The sequence below is a fragment of the Neptunitalea lumnitzerae genome (assembly GCF_027924185.1).
GTDB classification, from domain to species: Bacteria; Bacteroidota; Bacteroidia; order Flavobacteriales; family Flavobacteriaceae; genus Neptunitalea; species Neptunitalea lumnitzerae.
This window is the reverse complement of record NZ_BRVO01000004.1, coordinates 207,002-227,470: the sequence shown is the minus strand read 5'-3', so window position 1 is coordinate 227,470 and position 20,469 is coordinate 207,002. Positions and strand designations below refer to the sequence as shown.

15 protein-coding genes are annotated in these 20,469 nt (G+C 35.0%); 10 read left to right on the top strand and 5 right to left on the bottom strand.

Annotation, left to right across the window (positions count from 1 at the left end; genetic code table 11):
- Nucleotides 1-159 precede the first annotated feature (159 nt).
- Nucleotides 160-642, top strand: coding sequence for an ankyrin repeat domain-containing protein (locus tag Y10_RS15770; protein WP_281766380.1), 483 nt, complete (start codon nt 160-162; stop codon nt 640-642).
- On the opposite strand, the gene Y10_RS15765 is transcribed toward Y10_RS15770, so the two are convergent.
- The gene (locus Y10_RS15765) at nt 639-4,055 is read right to left on the bottom strand and encodes a hypothetical protein (RefSeq protein WP_281766379.1); all 3,417 of its coding nucleotides are present in this window, start codon (nt 4,053-4,055) and stop codon (nt 639-641) included. The genes Y10_RS15770 and Y10_RS15765 overlap by 4 nt on opposite strands.
- Nucleotides 4,056-4,176: 121 nt before the next feature.
- Here Y10_RS15765 and Y10_RS15760 point away from each other — a divergent pair, with 121 nt between their 5' ends.
- Entirely contained in the window at nt 4,177-4,941 is a 765-nt protein-coding gene (locus Y10_RS15760) for an exodeoxyribonuclease III (protein WP_281766378.1), read from the top strand.
- 3 nt (nt 4,942-4,944) lie between these two features.
- Complete coding sequence (locus Y10_RS15755) at nt 4,945-5,886, top strand: OmpA/MotB family protein (protein ID WP_281766377.1); 942 nt, start codon at nt 4,945-4,947, stop codon at nt 5,884-5,886.
- Between the two features lie 42 nt (nt 5,887-5,928).
- Here the strand turns inward: Y10_RS15755 and Y10_RS15750 are convergent, their stop codons facing one another.
- From Y10_RS15750 to Y10_RS15740, 3 genes are all read right to left on the bottom strand, one after another.
- Nucleotides 5,929-6,822: a hypothetical protein gene (locus Y10_RS15750; protein ID WP_281766376.1), complete on the bottom strand. Its 894-nt coding sequence runs from the start codon at nt 6,820-6,822 to the stop codon at nt 5,929-5,931.
- 129 nt (nt 6,823-6,951) lie between these two features.
- A complete protein-coding gene (locus Y10_RS15745; RefSeq protein ID WP_281766375.1) occupies nt 6,952-7,236 on the bottom strand; it encodes a hypothetical protein in 285 nt (94 codons plus the stop codon).
- Between the two features lie 140 nt (nt 7,237-7,376).
- Nucleotides 7,377-8,546, bottom strand: a complete 1,170-nt coding sequence (locus tag Y10_RS15740) for a 3-deoxy-D-manno-octulosonic acid transferase (RefSeq protein WP_309297841.1) — start codon at nt 8,544-8,546, stop codon at nt 7,377-7,379.
- A 294-nt stretch (nt 8,547-8,840) separates the two neighbouring features.
- Here Y10_RS15740 and Y10_RS15735 point away from each other — a divergent pair, with 294 nt between their 5' ends.
- The 4 genes from Y10_RS15735 (at nt 8,841) to galE (ending at nt 13,655) form a co-directional block, all read left to right on the top strand.
- On the top strand, nt 8,841-9,545 hold the full coding sequence (locus Y10_RS15735) for a hypothetical protein (protein ID WP_281766373.1): 705 nt from the start codon (nt 8,841-8,843) through the stop codon (nt 9,543-9,545).
- A 17-nt stretch (nt 9,546-9,562) separates the two neighbouring features.
- Nucleotides 9,563-11,254, top strand: a complete 1,692-nt coding sequence (locus tag Y10_RS15730; RefSeq protein ID WP_281766372.1) for a hypothetical protein — start codon at nt 9,563-9,565, stop codon at nt 11,252-11,254.
- Nucleotides 11,255-11,456: 202 nt separating this feature from the next.
- Nucleotides 11,457-12,590, top strand: coding sequence for a DegT/DnrJ/EryC1/StrS family aminotransferase (locus Y10_RS15725; RefSeq protein WP_281766371.1), 1,134 nt, complete (start codon nt 11,457-11,459; stop codon nt 12,588-12,590).
- A gap of 39 nt (nt 12,591-12,629) precedes the next feature.
- A complete protein-coding gene (gene galE, locus Y10_RS15720; protein ID WP_281766370.1) occupies nt 12,630-13,655 on the top strand; it encodes a UDP-glucose 4-epimerase GalE in 1,026 nt (341 codons plus the stop codon).
- A gap of 8 nt (nt 13,656-13,663) precedes the next feature.
- On the opposite strand, the gene Y10_RS15715 is transcribed toward galE, so the two are convergent.
- Nucleotides 13,664-14,137, bottom strand: a complete 474-nt coding sequence (locus tag Y10_RS15715; protein ID WP_281766369.1) for an alpha-ketoglutarate decarboxylase — start codon at nt 14,135-14,137, stop codon at nt 13,664-13,666.
- A gap of 167 nt (nt 14,138-14,304) precedes the next feature.
- Between Y10_RS15715 and Y10_RS15710 the strand changes: the two genes are divergently transcribed.
- The 3 genes from Y10_RS15710 (at nt 14,305) to Y10_RS15700 (ending at nt 20,444) form a co-directional block, all read left to right on the top strand.
- Nucleotides 14,305-17,100 carry a 2-oxoglutarate dehydrogenase E1 component gene (locus Y10_RS15710; RefSeq protein ID WP_281766368.1) on the top strand — a complete coding sequence of 932 codons (2,796 nt, stop codon included), beginning with the start codon at nt 14,305-14,307 and terminating at the stop codon, nt 17,098-17,100.
- A 121-nt stretch (nt 17,101-17,221) separates the two neighbouring features.
- The gene (gene odhB, locus Y10_RS15705) at nt 17,222-18,433 is read left to right on the top strand and encodes a 2-oxoglutarate dehydrogenase complex dihydrolipoyllysine-residue succinyltransferase (protein ID WP_281766367.1); all 1,212 of its coding nucleotides are present in this window, start codon (nt 17,222-17,224) and stop codon (nt 18,431-18,433) included.
- 262 nt (nt 18,434-18,695) lie between these two features.
- Nucleotides 18,696-20,444, top strand: coding sequence for a toxin-antitoxin system YwqK family antitoxin (locus Y10_RS15700; protein ID WP_281766366.1), 1,749 nt, complete (start codon nt 18,696-18,698; stop codon nt 20,442-20,444).
- Nucleotides 20,445-20,469: the final 25 nt, after the last annotated feature.

Sequence of the window (20,469 nt, the reverse complement as noted above, 5' to 3'; positions counted from 1 at the left end):
TACATACGAATTGAATTTTCACCTCCCAACTCGATCATCGAGATTAACTGTTGCTAGGCTTGCCTTGAAATTGTTTCTTAGAAAATTCTTTACTGGTTTGGTGTCATACCTTTAAGATGTAAAAGTATAATGCCGGGTTATTTTAAAAAAAAATATGTTATGGAAAGTAATACCTTGTTAGATAAGTTTTTTAATGCCATACGAAATGGAGATGCTGAGAAAGTAGCTAATTTAATTGATGTACAGCCTGAATTGGTAAATGTAAGAGACCAAAGAGGATCTACACCACTTATATTGGCTGCTTATTATGATGCGTTACCTATTGTAAAATTATTACTGGAAAACGGAGCTAATATTGACGATAAAGATTATTCTGGTAATACAGCTATGATGGGGGCTTGTTTTAAAGGTTATAAAGATGTGGTAGCCTTTTTAATAGCTTCAGGGGCTAATGTTAACGCTACCAATGCTAACGGAGCAACAGCCTTGGTATATGCAGCTACGTTTGCCAATAAGGAAATTTTATTATTGCTATTGGATAACAACGCTGATAAAACCATTAAGGATACTCGTGGCAATACTGCCTTAATGCAGGCAAAACTTCAAGGGTTAAACGATATAGCAGAATTATTAGAAAACTAGAAATAGGCTTTCAATTGTATGGTACCTGTATGTATGGTGTTTGAGTTTTCTGACCTTCTACCATAATAGGATATGTTCAGGTCTAAAAATTTGGTGAGTTGTTTTTGAGCTAGTAATGTCCAAGTAAAGTTTTTCCCTTCTTGTAATCCTTCTAATATTTGATACCCTACTGCGGAATAGGCATTACCTTCAAAAGTATTTTGGTAGAAGTCTACTTCTCCACTAAGCGATATTTTTTGTGCATTGGCATAATTGAAAGACACCCCTAAATTATGCTGCTTTAAATTGTCTAAATTACCTGTTTGGTTTTGCTTATTTTGGTACTGGTAAGTTAAATCTAACTTACTATTTAATGAAAAGAAGTAACTTATTTTAGGTGCTAGACTATATCCATCTATTTCATAATTTCTACTTTCATAGTTTTCAGACATGCTAGAGGTAATGGTTGTTTTACCTGTGAAAGATGCTAACCAAAAACTATTGATTTGATGTGCAAATTGTGTTTGGTGACTTTGTATGCTACTTTCTTGCGCACCTACCGCTAACAATGTTTTTGTTTTAGTGTTTAAGTAGGTGTAAGCGGTGGTGTATTTTTGCTTTCCTCTATTGTAAAATACGGTGTTTTGAAAAGATTGACTTAACCCTAAAACATCATCTGATGAGGTATTGCCAAATGGGTTAAGGTCAAAATTATTTCCTTCTCTTCTGGTTTTTCTATCTATTAATAAAGAGGTTTGGTTATACAAACGTCTTACCCAAGTACCCATTTTGGTTTTAGATTGTCCCCAGGTTCCTGGGTTTAAGGTAAGGGTTTGACTTATTTTACTCTGGTGTGTATTAACATAGGTCTGATTTGGCAAAAATACTCTTAAGTATGTAGCCTCATCTTGAAACTGTGCCACCTCAAATTCATCAATTTCCTGAATACCGTTGTTGTTATAATCATTCCAAGTATAAGTTCCTTGTCCGGCTTCTACCTCAACATAACTAAATTCTTGTTGTGCAATGGTACCCGCATTGGTTTCGTATACGGTACTTAACTGGGTAAAACCTTTCCATAGTCGTTGGTTGTATTGAATTCTTGAGTTTAAAGAGTTTTCATCTTCAGTATTGGTGGTTTCATAAATAAAATTTCGGTAGCTAATGTAAGCTGCTAAATTGGTGTTTTCGTTTTTTATTAATTGTGAGTTGATATAATAGGTATGCGAAGTATTGTACTTCTGTAGGCTATTATTTAAAATACTATCAGTAACGCGGTGTTTGTATCCTATTTCTGCAAAAACTTGTAAACTGTCTCCAATACCTGTAAATACTTGGTATTCTTTATATCGTTGTGATAGGTTAGTTAGTGTATTAGTAACCTTTTCGGTTTGTTGGTTGTTTTCATAATTAAATCTTCCACCAATCCATTGCTTTTTAAAACTATAGGCTGCTCTTGTATAGGTTCTGGCAAAATTGGAACTGGTAATTTCTCCATCACTGGTAAGGTAGCTGCTATTGGTACTTATGGCTAAATTATTCAGTTTTAAGTTAGCAATACCCACATGTCTGCCTCCTTGGGTGTACCCTTTCAAGTCTAAATATTCAAATTTGTATTGTGCATTTCCTGTTTTAGGGTTGGCATAATTAATACCAGCAGTCATTAAATTTTGCTGAGCCGTAGGAGTGATATCAATATTCCAATCTCGGTTAAATTCAATATTGTAAATACGCTCTATACTCTCAAAGTTTTCATCTATATAATCTATGTTGGCAAAAACGTTTATTTTGGTAATGCTGTCAACTAGTTTTTGTTCAAAAGTTATTTTCCCTGCAAGCCCAGTATTGTTTTCATCATCTAAATCAGAGAATAAGTTTTCATCTTTATTACTTACGGCTCCTTCAAAAGAAACTGTAGTTTTTTCAGTAGGTCTGTAACTACCGTTTACAACTGCCATTTGTAATTTAGTAGGAGGTGTTAAAGTGGTTATTGGGTCATAGTCCCCTTGTTTAATTCCATTAATAGGGGCAACATATTCGTACACCTTACCGGTTGCTAAAGTTGTACTTAAAACATAATTTCCTTCGTTGGCGCCTACATAGGTAAACGTAACATTGTATAAGGTAGCATTTTCATCTGCGGAATACACATATATTTGTTCACCATTAACCACGTTGGTTGTATACTGTACTTGATTTTCATTGTAGGTGTTTTCCATAGCCGATGGAGCCGTCATTAAGTCGGTATTATTTCCGGCTTGTTGTAAAATAGCTATTTGTTCTTCAGAAAGGTTGGCTTGCACTGGTCGGTTCTTCGCGTCGTTTTCAGAATAAATATAAGCGCCAAAAGTTAGTTTGTCATTGGTATGTTTAACCCCATTATAGGTTACATAGCGCGTGTAATTATAATCGGTATACTGATATTCAATACGAATTCTCATGTCTGAGGTGATAGGGTATTTTGCAGTAAAGGTTACCTCTCCTGTACTATAATCAATTACATAATCATTGTTTTCTCCACGTTGTAATAATACACCGTTCACATAAACACGCTCACTACCAGAAACTACAATAACATATAACTCTGAACTAGAACCAGATAAATTATAAGGACCTTGGTTGCCTTCTTCCCCTGTAAAATTAACGGAAGTATACACCCCTCTTACCACAGCCCCTGAAGCAAATACTTCTGTATTACTGTCTCGGTTTGGGGTAAGGTTAGCATTCAGCAATAACCCTTGAACCTTTTTAGTGTAGTTCATAAAATAGGTATTGCTATTCTGTAAATTAATGTCACCTGCTCTAATGCCCCAGTTGGTGCTTTCTATTTCTACAAATATTTGGTCAAATTCTCGTGCTCTTTGTGAATATCCGTTGGACTGTATAGGAATGTTATCATCTCTAATAGATGCTCTAAGCGTAATATCGTTGGCTAACTTTCCTGATATTTGAAGGTCTAATTGCGAGTTTAGTACAGCATTTTGATTATTCCCAACCGTAACCCCTCTAGAAATACTACCTGTAGTATTCAACCCATCAAACAAGTTTACTTGTTCTTTTTTGGGCTGCTGTAAGGCATATAAAGTAGTAAGCTTATTGTTAGAAGGTACAATTAATTTAGGGTCAATAGCACTATAAGATTTGGTAATAAAATCAGGATAGTTTAAATAATTTATTTGAACAGAATCTAACAAAATCAATGCTTCCGGGGTAAAATTTACAGTAGCAGTATTAAAATCAACCGTAAACAAGGAGCTGTCAATAGGTTCTTGCTGAAGATTATAAATTTCTAAAAAGGTATTGTTTATGGGTACTGTATCAAGCGTTATGGTACCGGTAACCGCTGTTTTTTTCGTTTTGTAATTAGAAGAGATTTCCTGCGCCTGAAGGGTCCAGCCGATGAAGCAAATACATAATAGTAGCAGTTTTCTCATTATTCTAAAAACAGAAATCTTATCAAATTATTTCAAAATCAGCTCGAAATTAAAAATTTAAAGTTCGATTGTAAGGTATAAAGATTCTTAATATTTATTTTAGCTGTTAAAATTAAAATAGATGAAGATAATATCCTATAATGTAAATGGTATTAGAGCAGCCATTAAAAAAGGGTTTTTGGAATGGTTGGTAAGTGCTAACCCCGATGTAATTTGTTTGCAAGAGACCAAGGCTACGGCAGATCAATTAGATTTATCATTGTTTGAAGAAGCTGGGTATCCATACCATTATTGGTTTAGTGCAGAAAAAAAAGGATATAGTGGAGTAGCTATTCTTAGCAAAACAGAACCTAAGAATGTAGTATATGGTACAGGAATTGATTATATGGATAAAGAGGGACGTAATATACGTGCCGATTTTGATGGGGTTTCTGTAATGAGCTTGTATTTGCCTTCTGGAACCAATATTGACAGGTTAGAATTGAAGCTACAGTACATGGCAGATTTTCAAACCTATATAAATGCTTTAAAACAAGATATACCGAATTTGGTTATTTGTGGTGATTATAATATTTGTCACGAAGCTATAGATATACATGACCCTGTAAGAAATGCCAAGGTGTCTGGGTTTTTACCAGTGGAAAGAGAGTGGATAGACAACTTTATTAATAATGGATTTATAGATAGTTTTAGATTTTTTAATAAAGAGCCTCATCATTATTCTTGGTGGACCTACCGCGCTAATGCTAGAAATAATAACAAAGGGTGGCGTATAGATTATAACATGGTAGCAGAACCATTACAAGATAAATTAAAAAGAGCCGTTATATTACCAGAGGCAAAGCACAGTGACCATTGCCCAATTTTAGTTGAACTTAATGAATAGTTTATGATAAAAAAAGTGATTACTGTTATGGCTTTAATAGCCTTAACAACTTCTTGTGTGTCTACCAAAGTATATAAAGATTTGGAGGATAAATATGCAGAGCTTACGGAGGAACGTGATACACTTGCATTGCAAAAACAAGAGCTTGAAGTAGAAACCAACAGACTTAATAATGAGCTGTCTACTTTACAAGAAGAATATGATAAAGTATTGGCAGAACGCAATAGATTGCAACAAGAAAAGGCTGCTATAGAACATAATTTAGCAAATTTAAAAGAGTCTTACGATGCGCTTGAAAAGCGTAGTAATACTAGCTTAGCTGCTAATGCAAAGAAGAATAGAGAATTACTTGAAGAGTTAGAAACTGAAACTGCCAGGTTACAAAAGCTTGCAGCAGAATTAGATGAACGCTCAAAACGAATAGATGAGTTAGAAGCGGTGATTGCCGCTAAAGACGAAGCTATGAAAGCATTGAAAACATCTTTGTCTAGAGCGTTGTTAGATTTTGAAGGAAACGGATTAACCATTGAGCAAAGAGATGGTAAAGTATATGTTTCTATGGAAAACAAATTGTTGTTTAAATCTGGAAGCTGGTCTGTAGGAACTGAAGGTAGAAAGGCTGTAGAGCAATTAGGGCAGGTGCTAGCGCAAAACCCAGATATATCTGTGCTTATAGAAGGGCATACAGATGATGTGCCTTATAGCACAAGTGGTGTTATTAGTGGTAACTGGGATTTATCTGTTAAAAGAGCTACGGCTATAGTAAAACTTTTAACTGAAAACCCTGCAATTGATGCTTCTAATATAACTGCAGCGGGTAGAGGTGAGTTTGCTCCTGTGGCTACTAATGAAACAAAAGAGGGAAAGGCTAAAAACCGTAGAATTGAGGTTATTTTAACTCCAAAATTAGATGAGATATCTAAATTACTTTCAGAAGTGAAATAATTTAAGGTAAATACTTATATAAATGGGCACTAGTTGATATTATCAGTTAGTGCCTGTTTTTTTTGGGATATTTCGCTTACGTTCTAAGAACCATAATTGAGCAGAGTTGTAAACGTTGTGAAATACTATATAAAAAACAGGAGCTAAACCAATCATGGGGTTTATATAAGTTAAGCATATCCAAAGGGCAAACATGGTGTTTTTTCTTCCTGTTGCTAATCCAGATTCATATTTTAAAGCTTTTGGAGCTGTCCATTCTCCTACCTTAAAATTAATGAGTCCTATTACTACGGTAATAGCAGCAATAGTAATTATGGTTTGTATAGATATGGTTGCATTGTTTTGTATGTAGTGGGAACAATTAGCACTTGCTATAAACATATTTAATATAAACAGAACAAATGAAAAAGGTTTGTATTGGGTTATTTTATTACTTAAAACCGGGGAATATAATGTAATAAGTTGCCCAATTATAAGCGGAATACCTAATGTTATAAATACTTGTAATACGATGAAAAGTGGAGAAGTGGTTAAGGGTTCTTTAATAAAAATGGGGAGCATTACCGGAATAAAAATAACAGAAACAATATTGCTAAACACGGTAGATACAGTAACAAATGATACGTTTAACTTCATCATATTAGCTACCACAGCTGCTGCTGCTGCAGTAGGTGCAGCACCTAGAATAAAACCTACCATTGCAAGCTCTGGAAAAAATAGTTTTACCCAGCCGTAATGGATAAAGGTAAGTACTACTACAATAAGAGCGGCCTGTATATGTGTGCGACCAATATTTTTATAAGTAATGCGTATACCTGTAAAGGTAAGCAGTAGCATAACAATTAAAGAATACCGTATTAAAAAAGTAAGCTGATACAATTGAGGTAATAAAATACCCAAAGTTATAGCGCCAACTATGTATAAAGACTTCTTCAAGAAAATTGAAATTTAGATACTAAGGTACAGGTTTCTTATTGATTGCGCTAATGGTAAAAAGATATAAAAAAGGTTGGCTTATAAAGCCAACCTTTTTGGTTTGGAGTGTTAGGCTAAGCCTAGCATTTATTATTCTAAATCATTATCCGGATCTAGTGTTTTTTCTGTTTTGTCAGCAGCTTCTTCAATATCTTCACCTGCATCATCTACAGATTCTTTAGCATCGTCATAGGCTTTACCTAATCGTTCCATTGTTCCTTCTGCAGCGTCATCAATTTCTTCTCCAGCTCTGTCAATGTCGTTAGCAGCGCTTTTAGCTGCATCTTCTGTTTTTTCTTGGGTAGTTTCTGAACAAGACGTTGTTGCAAACATCATAGCGGCTACCATTGTAATACTTAAAAATAACTTCTTCATAATCCTTTTTTTTTATTGATTCTGATTCAAAACTAGTGATATGTAGATAGATAGCTAGTTTAAGGAACGTTAAAAACTTTTAAAGAAATCTAAATGATATAGATGAAACAGTGATTTTTAGGTACTTGTAAACTATGAGGTTATAATTTTATCGAGTTGTTAATATAAGCTATAATACTTTCTGTTGCTTTGCTGTTGGCTTGTAGAAAGTTATTATTTATGTTACCTATTCTTTGTTGTTCAGATGGAGTGTCTAAAAGTGTATTAAATATTGTAGTAAGCTCTGTTTGGTTGTTAATGGAAACAACACCGCCTTTTTCTACAAGAAGTTTTGCTTCGTTAAACTTAGCATAGTTTTTGCCAATAATTACAGGGATACCAAATACCGCAGGTTCTAACGTGTTGTGCAAGCCACTAGTACCCATGCCACCGCCTACATACGCAATATCGGCATAGCTGTACACCTTTGTTAGTAAACCAATAGTATCAATAATAAGTACATCGTAATCGGCAAGGTTTTTACCCTCTATTTCTGTGTAGCAAATTGTTTTTTTCTTTAAAGCTGAGGTAATAGCTTCTATTTTGTGGGTTTTTATTTCGTGGGGTGCAATAATAAATTTAACGTTTTTAGTAGAGTTGTTAATGTATGGTATAAGCAGTGCTTCGTCTTCTGGCCAAGAACTACCAATAACAATACAAGGGGTGTTTTGTTTAAACTCTTTTACAAAGTCTAGTGTGTTGTCTCGGTTTAAAATTTGTAATACCCTGTCAAATCTAGTATCTCCACAAACCGTATAGTTGGTTAAATGTATAGATTGTAACAACTGAGCGGATGTTTCCTCTTGAATAAAAAAATGATTAAAAGCCTTTAGTGCTTTTCTCATATACCCACCATACCATTTAAAGAATGCTTGTTTTTCTCTAAAAATACCCGAAACTAATAACGTAGGAATGTTTCTTTTTTGAAGTTCGCTCAGGTAATTAGGCCAAAACTCATACTTTACAAAAATGGCTAATCTTGGTTTGGTGATATCTAAAAAGCGTTGTACGTTTTGTTTTGTGTCTAGCGGTAGATAGGTAATAATGTCGGCATCGGTGCTGTTCTTTTTTACCTCATAACCAGAAGGCGAAAAAAAGGTAACTAAAAATTTATAAGAAGGATATAGTTTCTTGAGTTTATTAATTACGGGTAAGCCTTGCTCATATTCTCCTAAAGAGGCGGCATGTAACCATATAATTTGGTCACTGGGTTGAATGTTTTTTTTCAGTTTTGTATAAACATGTTTTCTGCCTGAAACAAATAACTGCATTTTTTTATTAAACAGAGCTACCAGTTTTAGCACTTGCTGTATAAATAGAACCAAAATGTTGTACATGAAACACCTGCTTGATTGAAATACAAAAGTAATTATTTAATTGAAATCTTATTTATTATAGTTAAAGACGTTATGTTTGTGTAGGATTTTTTTACACGTTAAAGGTTTGGTAGGTATTTTGTCTGTTTTTTCAGGATGAAATACTTGCTTAGCTCTTAAATACCTGTTGTTGAGTATTTTAATTTGACGTGTATGAAGTATTTTGCGAAACAATCAAAACTTTATTTCATGAAAACTAAATTAAATATCTTTTTAATTTTAGGGTTCTTTACGTTGTGTAGTGTTGCACAAACTGATATAGACCTAGAGTTAGAAAGTAAAAAAAAGAAAGATTTCGCACTTGCCATTAATGGGTCTGCATTAGGGGTTGGGGCTGAGATAGGAATGTCCCTTAATGAACAATTTTCATTAAGACTTAGAGGTAACTATTTGAACCTTGAAAATGCAATGACTGGAGAAGAGGAGGTAATAGGAGGAGAAGATTTTTTAGTAGATGCTGGTCCTAAGAGTACTCAATTTGATTTGAGTATTGAATATTTACCTTTTAGAAGTAGCAGTTTTAAATTAGTAGGAGGCTTAGGGTATTTTATTGAGGGAGATTTATCTGTTAGAAGTAATAATGTTAGCGGGTATTCTTATAAAGAAATGCAAATACAAGCTGAAGATGTGGGTTCTGTAATTTTTAATATAGACTACTCAGGTATTGCCCCTTATTTAGGGTTTGGTTTTGGTAGAGCCATTCCTAGAAAACGTGTAGGGGTAGGGTTTGAAATTGGTACCTTTTACTTAGGGGAGCCAGAAGGGTCTATTTTGGCTACCGAATTGTTGGCAGAGAATACAGTGGTTAATCTTGATAAATTTCAACAAGATATTTCAGATTATCGGTGGTACCCATTTCTTAATTTTAGAATAGCTGTAAACCTTACTAAATAACTTTAAATACGCAACAAATGAAAAAAATATACATTCTATTTGGCTTAGCAATGGCCTTAGTAATTTCAGGGTGTGAAAAAAGCCCACAAGATATTATTGATAGTTCAGGTGAATATGTAAATATAGCTGATGGATTTTCGTTGATTAACTATAGTATGCAACTAAATGTGGTAGACGCAGCAGATTACCGTTTTCCTGTAGAGGATGCAACTGTAACAGTAGAAGGCTACGATGCAGATTTGATTTTTGAATCTGGAGGTTCTAGAGAGTTTAAACTTACAAGAGGACAATTGCAGTTGGTTGTAAATCCTTCGTTTGAACCAGAAGAGGGAAATCCTTTAAACTTTACAGTTATAATAAATGCACCTGGTTATTTGCCTGTACGAAAAGAGTTTAGAATGTTCAATACAGATAAAGAAAAATTTGTAACACTTCCCATGGTAAATATAAGTAATCCGCCATCTGGCGCAGCGGTTGCTACCGAACAGTTTTCTTTAACAGGAGGAGAGCTTACTACCACAGAAATCATTACGGTGAATGCTAGCGGAGATAAAGTAATGGGAGGATCAATTACAATACCGGCAGGAACGAAGTTTTATGATGTTAACGGAAACCAATTAACCGGAGGAACCTTAGATGTACAAATGATTCATTTTGATGGTACCAATGACGCGTGTATAGCAGTTATGCCAGGCGGAGGTATTTATAAAGATCTAATAAGTACGCCAGATGGAGTGTTTGCAGGTAAAGTTTTTCCTGTTTCTTTTGCAGATGTTCAGATGTTTGTTTCGGGTACTAAGGTTAAAACGTTTAATAATCCAATTGAAATTGCTACAGAAATAGCACCTGACGCCATTAACATTAATACGCAAACTACCTTCATGGTGGGTGATGAGCTGACACTGAGTAGTTACGATGAGGAGAAACCATATTTATCGGTAGAAGAAACGCTAGTGGTAGAGGAGGTAAATGGTACATTAATGGCAATAGGTCATACTTCACATTTAACTCATTTTGAGATTGAGATTATTGATGGCTCTGTTTTTATTGCGGTATGGGATGGCGCAATTGATTTATTGGGAGGATCAGGGCTACCTCTCTCAGAAAATTGTAACAAGGTTATTAATTTTACGGTTCCTGGAACAGGTACAAGTGAGCGTACGTTTTATATGGAATTTGTGGAAGAACAATATGGTCTTAAAAACGTTTACACGAGTGGGCCAAAAACAGTTTACAATGGTTCAAGTGTAAGTTATCATTATTATGGTTATCCTAATGAAAGTGATTATGAGTTACATATTTATGAAGGTGTAGACCAGACTCATAAAGGTAACTTGTTGTACACTTTTGACTTAGATTCTGGCTGCGATACTAACAACACCGTAACTTTAGATGCTTCGTTATTTTCTAGTGATATTATTTTTAAAGGATCTGCTTCTTGTGCTAACGGAACGGTGGAAAAGCCTTCGTTTTATTTATACCAAAAACCAGCAGGGGCTAGTTTATGGGAATACATATATATTGGACATGTGGAAGATGGCCAATTAACCATTAATTCAGATATAACCCAAGATGGTCAAACTTACGACTATTGGACACTGTATAACAATAAAATATACGAAACTACCTATACCGTAGATTATTCAGAGGCAAATCAGTTAGATTTCCCGTTGGATGCTAATACGTGTATGTCGTTGTTTGGCTCTTAATAGGAGAAATCCACTTTTATAGTTCTCGGGCGACAATCAATTTTGGTTGTCGCTTTTTTATTTAAGATGTTTTAAGAACTAAAAAATTGGTAGGTACTGGAGGGGTTAGAAGGCTACCTGTTATTTATATAATAAATATAGTATTGATTGTATAAGGATACGTAAATTTGTAATATTGTTTATTATTAAGATGGTAGTTTAAATGAAGAAAATTCAAATGGTTGACCTAAAAGGTCAATACGAAAAAATTAAAGACCAAATTACTACTTCGTTTGATGAAGTATTGTCAAATACTGCTTTTGTTAATGGCCCTCAGGTTCATGCGTTTCAAAAAGAATTAGAAGAATATTTAAATGTAAAGCACGTAATACCTTGTGCAAACGGTACAGATGCTTTACAAATAGCAATGATGGGGCTAGGTTTAAAACCAGGCGATGAGGTAATTACTGTAGACTTTACATTTGCTGCAACTGTAGAAGTGGTAGCTTTGTTACAATTAACCCCTGTGTTAATTGATGTTGATGTAGAAACATTTAATATAGATATTGAGGCTCTTAAAAAGGCTATTACACCAAAAACCAAGGCTATAGTGCCTGTGCATTTATTTGGGCAAGTAGCTAATATGGATGCTGTTATGGAAGTAGCTAAAGCTCATGATCTTTTTGTAATAGAAGATAATGCACAAGCTATTGGAGCAGACTATACATGGGCAGATGGTACTAAACAAAAGGCCGGAACTATAGGGCATGTAGGGGCAACTTCTTTTTTCCCTTCTAAAAACTTAGGTTGTTATGGTGACGGTGGTGCTATTTTTACCAATGATGATGATTTAGCGTATACTATTAGAGGTATTGTTAACCACGGTATGTATGAGCGTTACCACCACGATGTAGTAGGTGTAAACTCTAGATTAGATGCTTTACAGGCTGCCGTATTAAGAGCTAAGTTGCCAAATTTAGATGCTTATAACAATAGCAGAAAAGCTTCTGCTGCAAAATATACGGCTGCTTTAGAAGGTGTTGATGGTGTTGTAACACCAGTGCAATATGGAGATGAAAGTAGTCACGTATACCACCAATATACACTTAGAATTACCAATGGAAAACGTGATGGATTAGTAAAATTCTTAGGAGAGCATCAAATTCCTTGTGGGGTGTATTATCCAATACCACTACATAGCCAAAAGGCGTATACAGATGCACGCTATAATGAGGCTGATTTTACAGTTACCAATCAGTTATCCAAAGAAGTGATTTCTTTACCTATGCACACAGAGCTTGATGACGAGCAAATAACTTTTATTACCGATAAGATAAAAGAGTTTTTAAACGCATAGCTTTTTTAAAACGAAACTAACAACTCTAAATATAACATAATGAAACAAATATTGGTTACAGGAGGGCTCGGTTTTATTGGGTCTCATACTGTAGTAGCACTTCAGGAAAAGGGTTATGACGTGGTTATTATAGATAACTTATCTAACTCTAGTGTTGATGTGTTAGACGGGATTGCTAATATTACAGGAGTAAGACCTGCCTTTGAAGAATTGGACTTAAGGAATAAAGCTCAGGTTCAAGAATTTTTTAAAAAGTATACTGATATTATTGGGGTAATACATTTTGCAGCTTCTAAGGCTGTAGGAGAAAGTGTAGAGAAACCTTTGTTGTATTATGAAAACAATTTGGGGTCTTTAGTATATATATTACAAGAGCTTTCTAATAAAGAAGAAGCTAATTTTATTTTTAGTTCTTCTTGTACAGTATATGGTGAGCCAGATAGTTTGCCAATTACTGAAAAAGCTCCTGTTAAAAAAGCAGAATCACCTTATGGTAATACCAAGCAGGTAGGAGAAGAAATAATTAAAGATACCTGTAAGGTTGTTGATGGTTTAAAAGCCATTGCATTGCGTTATTTTAATCCTATCGGAGCGCATGAATCTGCTGAAATAGGAGAGCTTCCGTTAGGGGTGCCGCAGAACTTAGTGCCGTTTTTAACGCAAACTGCTGCAGGCTTACGTAAGGAATTAGCTGTGTTTGGAGATGATTATCCAACAGAAGATGGTACTTGTGTTAGAGATTATATTCATGTGTTTGATTTGGCTAAAGCGCATGTTGTAGCTTTAGAACGATTACTAAATGATAAGAATGAAAAGAATTATGAAATCTTCAATTTAGGTACTGGAAAAGGTAGTTCTGTGTTAGAGGTGATTCAAAGTTTTGAAAGAGTTTCTGGTCAGAAATTAAATTACCGCATAGCACCAAGAAGAGAAGGTGATGTAATTGCAGTGTACGCAGATACCACCAGAGCTAATGAGGTATTAGGCTGGAAGTCTGAACTTTCGCTAGACGATGCTATGGCATCTGCATGGAAATGGGAACAAAAAGTGCGAGGACTTTCTTAGTTCTTATGTTAAAAATAAACCCTTACAAAAGGCATCCACGCTTCGGTGTAGATGCTTTTTTCGTTATCATGTAACACGTCATAACGTACTCCTACAGTTACATTTCTTGTTCTAAAACCTGCGCCAAGGTACAATGCTGGTTGCCAATAATTCTCATCGTAGGAGCTGATGTTTCCATAATTACGGATTATGTTTGAATATTCAAACTCACTAGACAGTTGAATTTCTTGCATTGGATTGAAAAAAGCAAGTACCGATGGTCCCCACACGGTTGATTCATAAAAACCATCACTATTGGTGTAGGCAAAGTTGACACCAACCCCTGTTGCAACATACTCATTAAACTGATAAATGGCGCTAGGATACAGCCCAGCGTTAAAATATCCGCTACCAAATGAGAGTCCAACGCCACCACCGTATCTAACGTGATCCCAGAAATTGTCATTATCTTGTCCGAAACTTGAAAAAAGTGCGAATAACATTAATAATGTCGTAAATAACAGTCTTTTATGCATAATTAATAATTTAAGAAGCTATCTAATAAATTCTGCTAAATTTGTATACAATATGTTGAATTCCTTCTACTAATATACATAATTATTGTATTTTTGCTAAAATAAAAAGAACACAGTTTCCAGAAAAAGATAACATGGACAGATTTTCATTTTTAAATGCCGCTCATACGGAATACTTCGCAGAATTATACGATCAATACTTACAATTCCCGGATAGTGTAGAGCCAAGTTGGAGAGCTTTTTTTCAAGGTTTTGACTTTGGATTAGAGAGTGCTGAACCAACATTGGTAGAGTCTCATGAAAGCGTAAAGCTTCCTATACCTGGTACCAATAACGTTGTAGAAATTCCTGATAATGTTCAGAAAGAATTTCAGGTTGTAGAGCTGATAAATGGGTATAGAACCAGAGGGCATTTGTTTACCAAAACCAATCCTGTACGTAACAGAAGAACTTATACTCCTACCATTGAGAAGGAGAATTTCGGGTTAACCGAAGCCGATATGGATACTGAATTTTCAGCTGGTAAAATTCTTGGTATCGGTAAAGCTTCATTAAGAACAATCTTGAAGCATTTACAAAATATTTATTGCGAGTCTATTGGGGTTGAATATATGTATATAAGAAGACCCGAAGAAATCCAATGGATTCAGCAGAAATTAAACATCAACGAGAATAGACCTTCCTATAATCCGGAAAGAAAAAAGCATATTCTTAAAAAATTGAACGAAGCTGTTTCTTTCGAGAGCTTCTTGCATACTAAGTATGTGGGGCAAAAGCGTTTCTCTTTAGAGGGTGGTGAGTCTTTAATACCTGCTTTAGATGCAGTAATTGAGCAAGCTGCAGAATATGGCGTAAAGCAATTTGTAATGGGTATGGCGCACCGTGGTAGGTTAAACGTGCTAACTAATATTTTTGGTAAGTCTGCTAAAGATATTTTTAGTGAGTTTGACGGTAAAGACTATGAGATGGATGTTTTTGATGGTGATGTTAAATATCACTTAGGATGGACATCTGATAGAACTACCGATAACGGTAACCGTATTAATATGAATATTGCACCAAACCCTTCTCACTTAGAGACTGTAGGTGCGGTGGTAGAAGGTATTACAAGAGCAAAACAAGATCATCATTACCCTGAAGATTATTCTAAGGTATTGCCAATTGTAGTGCATGGTGATGCTGCTATTGCTGGGCAAGGCCTTATTTATGAGGTGGTGCAAATGGCACAGTTAGATGGTTATAAAACCAATGGAACTATTCACATAGTAGTAAATAACCAAGTTGGTTTTACTACTAACTATTTAGATGCTCGTTCTTCTACATATTGTACAGATGTGGCTAAGGTTACATTGTCTCCGGTATTACACGTAAATGCAGATGATGCAGAGGCAGTAGTACATGCAAGTTTATTTGCATTAGATTTTAGAATGCAATTTAAAAGAGATGTATTTATAGATCTTTTAGGGTATAGAAAGTATGGGCATAACGAAGGTGATGAGCCTCGTTTTACACAACCATTACTTTATAAAGCTATTGCTGCACACAGTAACGTTAGAGACTTATATGCTAAGAAGCTAATGGATGAAGGTGTAATTGATGGTGATTACGTGAGTACCTTAGAAAGAAATTACAAAGATAGTTTAGAGGTTAAACTAGAAGATTCTAGAAAAGAAGATAAAACGGTAATTACGCCATTTATGCAAAATGAATGGAGTGGTTTTGAGTTGGCACTTCGTGAGAAAATGTTAGAAGATGTAGATACGTCTTATGACAGAGCCAAACTAGATAAAATTGCTGAAGTAATTACGAAACTTCCTGAAGATAAAAAGTTCATTAGAAAAATACAGCGTTTAATAGCAGATAGAAATGCTATGTATTTTGATAGAAATAGTCTTGATTGGGCTATGGGAGAATTGCTAGCGTATGGTACCTTGTTAGAAGAAGGTTTTGATGTTAGAATTTCTGGTCAGGATGTGGAACGTGGTACGTTCTCTCACCGTCATGCGGTAACTAAAGTAGAGGATAGTGAAGAAGAAGTTGTGTTATTATCTCAATTAGGTGAAGCACAAGGGAATTTCTATATTTACAACTCGTTACTGTCTGAGTATGGCGTAGTTGGGTTTGATTATGGGTATTCTATGGCAAATCCAAATACATTAACTATTTGGGAAGCACAGTTTGGTGACTTTAGTAATGGTGCGCAGATTATGTTAGATCAATATATTTCTGCTGCAGAAGATAAATGGAAAATGCAGAGTGGTTTTATTATGTTGTTACCTCACGGATACGAGGGGCAAGGTGCAGAACACTCATCAGCACGTATGGAGCGTTACCTTCAGTTGTGTGCAAAAGATAATATGTTTATTGCAGACTGTACAACGCCTGCTAACTATTTCCACTTATTACGTAGACAGTTAAAAGCACCTTACCGTAAGCCTTTAATCGTGTTTACTCCAAAAAGTTTACTACGTCATCCTAAAGCAGTTTCAACTGTAGAGGAACTAGCGAATGGTAGTTTCCAAGAAATTATAGATGATGCTTCTGTAAATCCTAAAGATGTAAAAACAGTTGTTTTCTGTACTGGTAAGTTCTATTATGACTTATTACAGGCGAGAGAAGATAAGGAAAGAACTAAAGATGTTGCATTGGTAAGGCTAGAGCAATTGTTCCCTATTAATAATGACAAAATGAAAGCTATTATTGAGGGGTACAAAAATGCAGACGATATTGTTTGGGCACAAGAAGAGCCTAGAAATATGGGAGCATGGGGGCACTTGTCTATGCATTTAGATTTTGCTAGAGACTTTAGAGTAGCTTCTAGAAGATTCTATGCGTCGCCAGCAGCTGGTAGTGCAACAAGAGATAAGAGACGTCAAAACGAAGTTATAGAGTACGTTTTTGATAAGTCTAAAGATAATATGAACAAATAATAATAAAAATGCGTTTGTTAGATTGAGTTAAGTAAGGCTCTGTCTGATTTCTTGAAGTTTGAAAATATCAATGGAAAGGAGCGCTCATATAAATGTCAATACCAAATAAAAATTATAACGTATGGTTTTAGAAATGAAAGTCCCTTCTCCGGGAGAATCAATAACCGAAGTAGAAATCGCTACCTGGTTGGTTCAGGATGGTGATTACGTTGAAAAAGATCAGGCTATTGCTGAGGTAGATTCAGATAAGGCTACTTTAGAATTGCCAGCAGAAGCTAGTGGTGTAATTACACTTAAAGCTGAAGAAGGAGACGCAGTTGCAGTTGGAGAAGTAGTATGTTTGATAGATACTAGTGCTGCAAAACCAGAAGGTGGTGCTCCTGCAGAAGAGAAAAAAGAAGAAGCGCCTGCTCCTAAGGCTGAAGCTCCAAAAACAGAGGCTCCTAAGGAGACTTATGCTACGGGTGCTGCAAGTCCGGCTGCTAAAAAAATATTAGCAGAAAAAGGTATTGAGGCTTCTGAGGTAAAAGGAACTGGTAAAGATGGTAGAGTTACTAAAGACGATGCTGTGAATGCGGTGCCTTCTATGGGTACTCCTGGTGGAGGAAACAGAGGAGAAACTAGAAACAAGCTTTCTATGTTACGTAGAAAAGTAGCGCAACGTTTAGTGTCTGCTAAAAATGAAACAGCAATGCTTACTACTTTTAATGAGGTAGATATGAGTGCTATTTTTGAACTTAGAAATGAGTACAAAGATGCATTTAAAGCTAAGCATGGTGTAAGTTTAGGGTTTATGAGTTTCTTTACTAAGGCTGTTGTTAGAGCTTTAGAAATGTACCCAGATGTAAACTCTATGATTGACGGTGATTATAAAATTTCATACGATTTTTGCGATATTTCAATTGCGGTTTCTGGTCCTAAGGGGTTAATGGTACCTGTAGTTAGAAATGCAGAAAACTTAACTTTTAGAGGTGTTGAAGCTGATATTAAAAGATTAGCGCTAAGAGCAAGAGACGGAAAAATTACCGTTGATGAAATGACTGGCGGTACATTTACTATTACCAATGGTGGTGTATTTGGTTCTATGATGTCTACTCCTATTATTAACCCTCCTCAGAGTGGTATTTTAGGTATGCACAATATTGTAGAACGTCCTGTTGTTAAAAACGGAGGTATTGCTATTGCTCCTATGATGTATGTGGCGTTGTCATATGACCATAGAATTATTGATGGTAAAGAGTCTGTAGGTTTCTTAGTGGCAGTAAAAGAGGCTGTAGAAGATCCTGTAAACGTGTTAATGAATGGTGATATTAAGAGAGCTTTAGAGCTTTAAGAATACATCTTTTTAAATATATAAGAGCCTCTCAGTTTTATAATTGAGAGGCTTTTTTATTGCTTATTTTTGTAAGGCAATATCTTCTTTTTTCTTGTAAGAAATGTAATTAATGGTATATTGCGTTTCTGTTATTTAATTCGATTTTATAATGCTGTGTACTACAATCTCCCGTAAATCTGTTTTACAACTGTTTTCTACTTTTCGTTATGGCTTTTTGTTCCTTTTGCTTTTTACTAGCGGAAATATACTAGCTCAAGATATGAAGTTTGTACAAGAACGGTATTATTCTGGTAAAATTCACAGAGAAGGAAATAGGTCTCAAGGCAAGAAGCAAGGGGAGTGGAAAATATATTCTGACGATGGTAGTTTGTATGAAATTAAGACGTATAAGGATAATAAGTTGAATGGTGTTTATAAACGATTTTTTAAGGATGGAGTTGTTGAGCAAATAAAGTATTATCTAGATGGTGAAGAAGATAAGAGTAAATGTTTTACCAGATATTACGCAAATGGTCAGGTAAAGGAAGAAGATTGTAAAAAAGATGGGAGTGGTAAATTAGAGCGTTTTTTTAAAGACGGGAGGTTAAAGACTAGGTATGTGTATGAAAATAATGTGAGGATGGAGTTTGTTGCATATTTTGATAACGGTCAGTTAAGAGGAAAGTTTAAACGTAATAAGGATGGTAGCTTTTCTGGAGAGTATTTTTCTGAGAATGGAGAACGTACGGGATATACTCATGGAAGTGCAGATGGGAATGAGGATTCAAAATATTTATATAATACAGGAGTTGTTCGTAAGCAGGTGAAGAAGAATAGTGAGTATGAAGTTTCTGAAGAATATTATGAAAGTGGAAGGCTTAAAGAAAAAATAGTGAAGCGAAACAATGCAGATTTTGTTTCTGAGGTAACGCAAAAGTTTGATGAAAAAGGTGGGCTTTTAAAAGAAGTACGTAAAAAAGATGATTTAATTGAAAGTGAACGGATAGCTACCGATTCAACATATGAAAATTACAGCTATTTAGCTGATAGAAATTATAAAAAACTTATAGCTGTTTATAAAGGTACCGATGTGGTAGTGTCTGATACCACTAAAGCGGGTGTGTTTTCTGAAAGTACATCTAAAATAGCTATTAATGGTATGTTTTATAAAGAAAATAAGACTGGTGATTGGCTAGAGTATTATAAGAACGGAACTCTAAAGTTTAAGGGAACCTATAAAGAAACCATCAAGAATAATAAAATAGTGCCTGTAGGAGAACATTTTTTGTATTATCCTAATGGAGCTTTAAGATCTAATTATAATTATAAGCTATCAGAGTATAATAAAGAGGATCCTGAGAAGTATTACTATGCTTCTTATATGCATGGTGAGGCGCGTTATTATTACCCAAATGGCAATTTAAAACAACAATCTTTTTATGGTGAGTGGGGTAAAAAAACAGGTGTTGAGACTAAATGGACTGAAGCCGGAGTTTTATTGTCTAAAGAGACGTTTGAAGTTGGGTCGGTAAGACGTAGAGAGATTTTTTATGAAAACGGACAGTTGAAGAGTCTTTTGAATCCAGGAGGTTTTGATGGTGAGTATAAAATATTTTATGACGATGGAAATATAATGCAAGAAGGTCAGGGCGAGTGGGTTTTTACAGGGGTTAAAACGGGAACTTGGAAAGCTTATTATAGAAATGGAGTAGTGGCTCGTGAAGAGGTGTATTATCCTAATGATACAAAAACTAAATCAGTACGTTTATTTTACCCTAATGGTAAAAGAATGATTGAAATTGATGCAAATGATAACTTTTCAGAAGAATATGAGTCGTTAGCTTATGTTCATTTTTTTAATAAGAGAGGAAGGTCAATTGATTATTTTGATTTCTTTGGTATTAAAGATAAGCATTCCGTGGCTGGGCCTGTAGAACATGTTTTTGATTTAGAAACCGGACAATTGATGATTACCTCTGAGTATTATAAAGGTGTAGATGCCGTAAATTTAGAATTGGTGTTTGAGTAATTTATTTAGGTAATGAATATAAGAT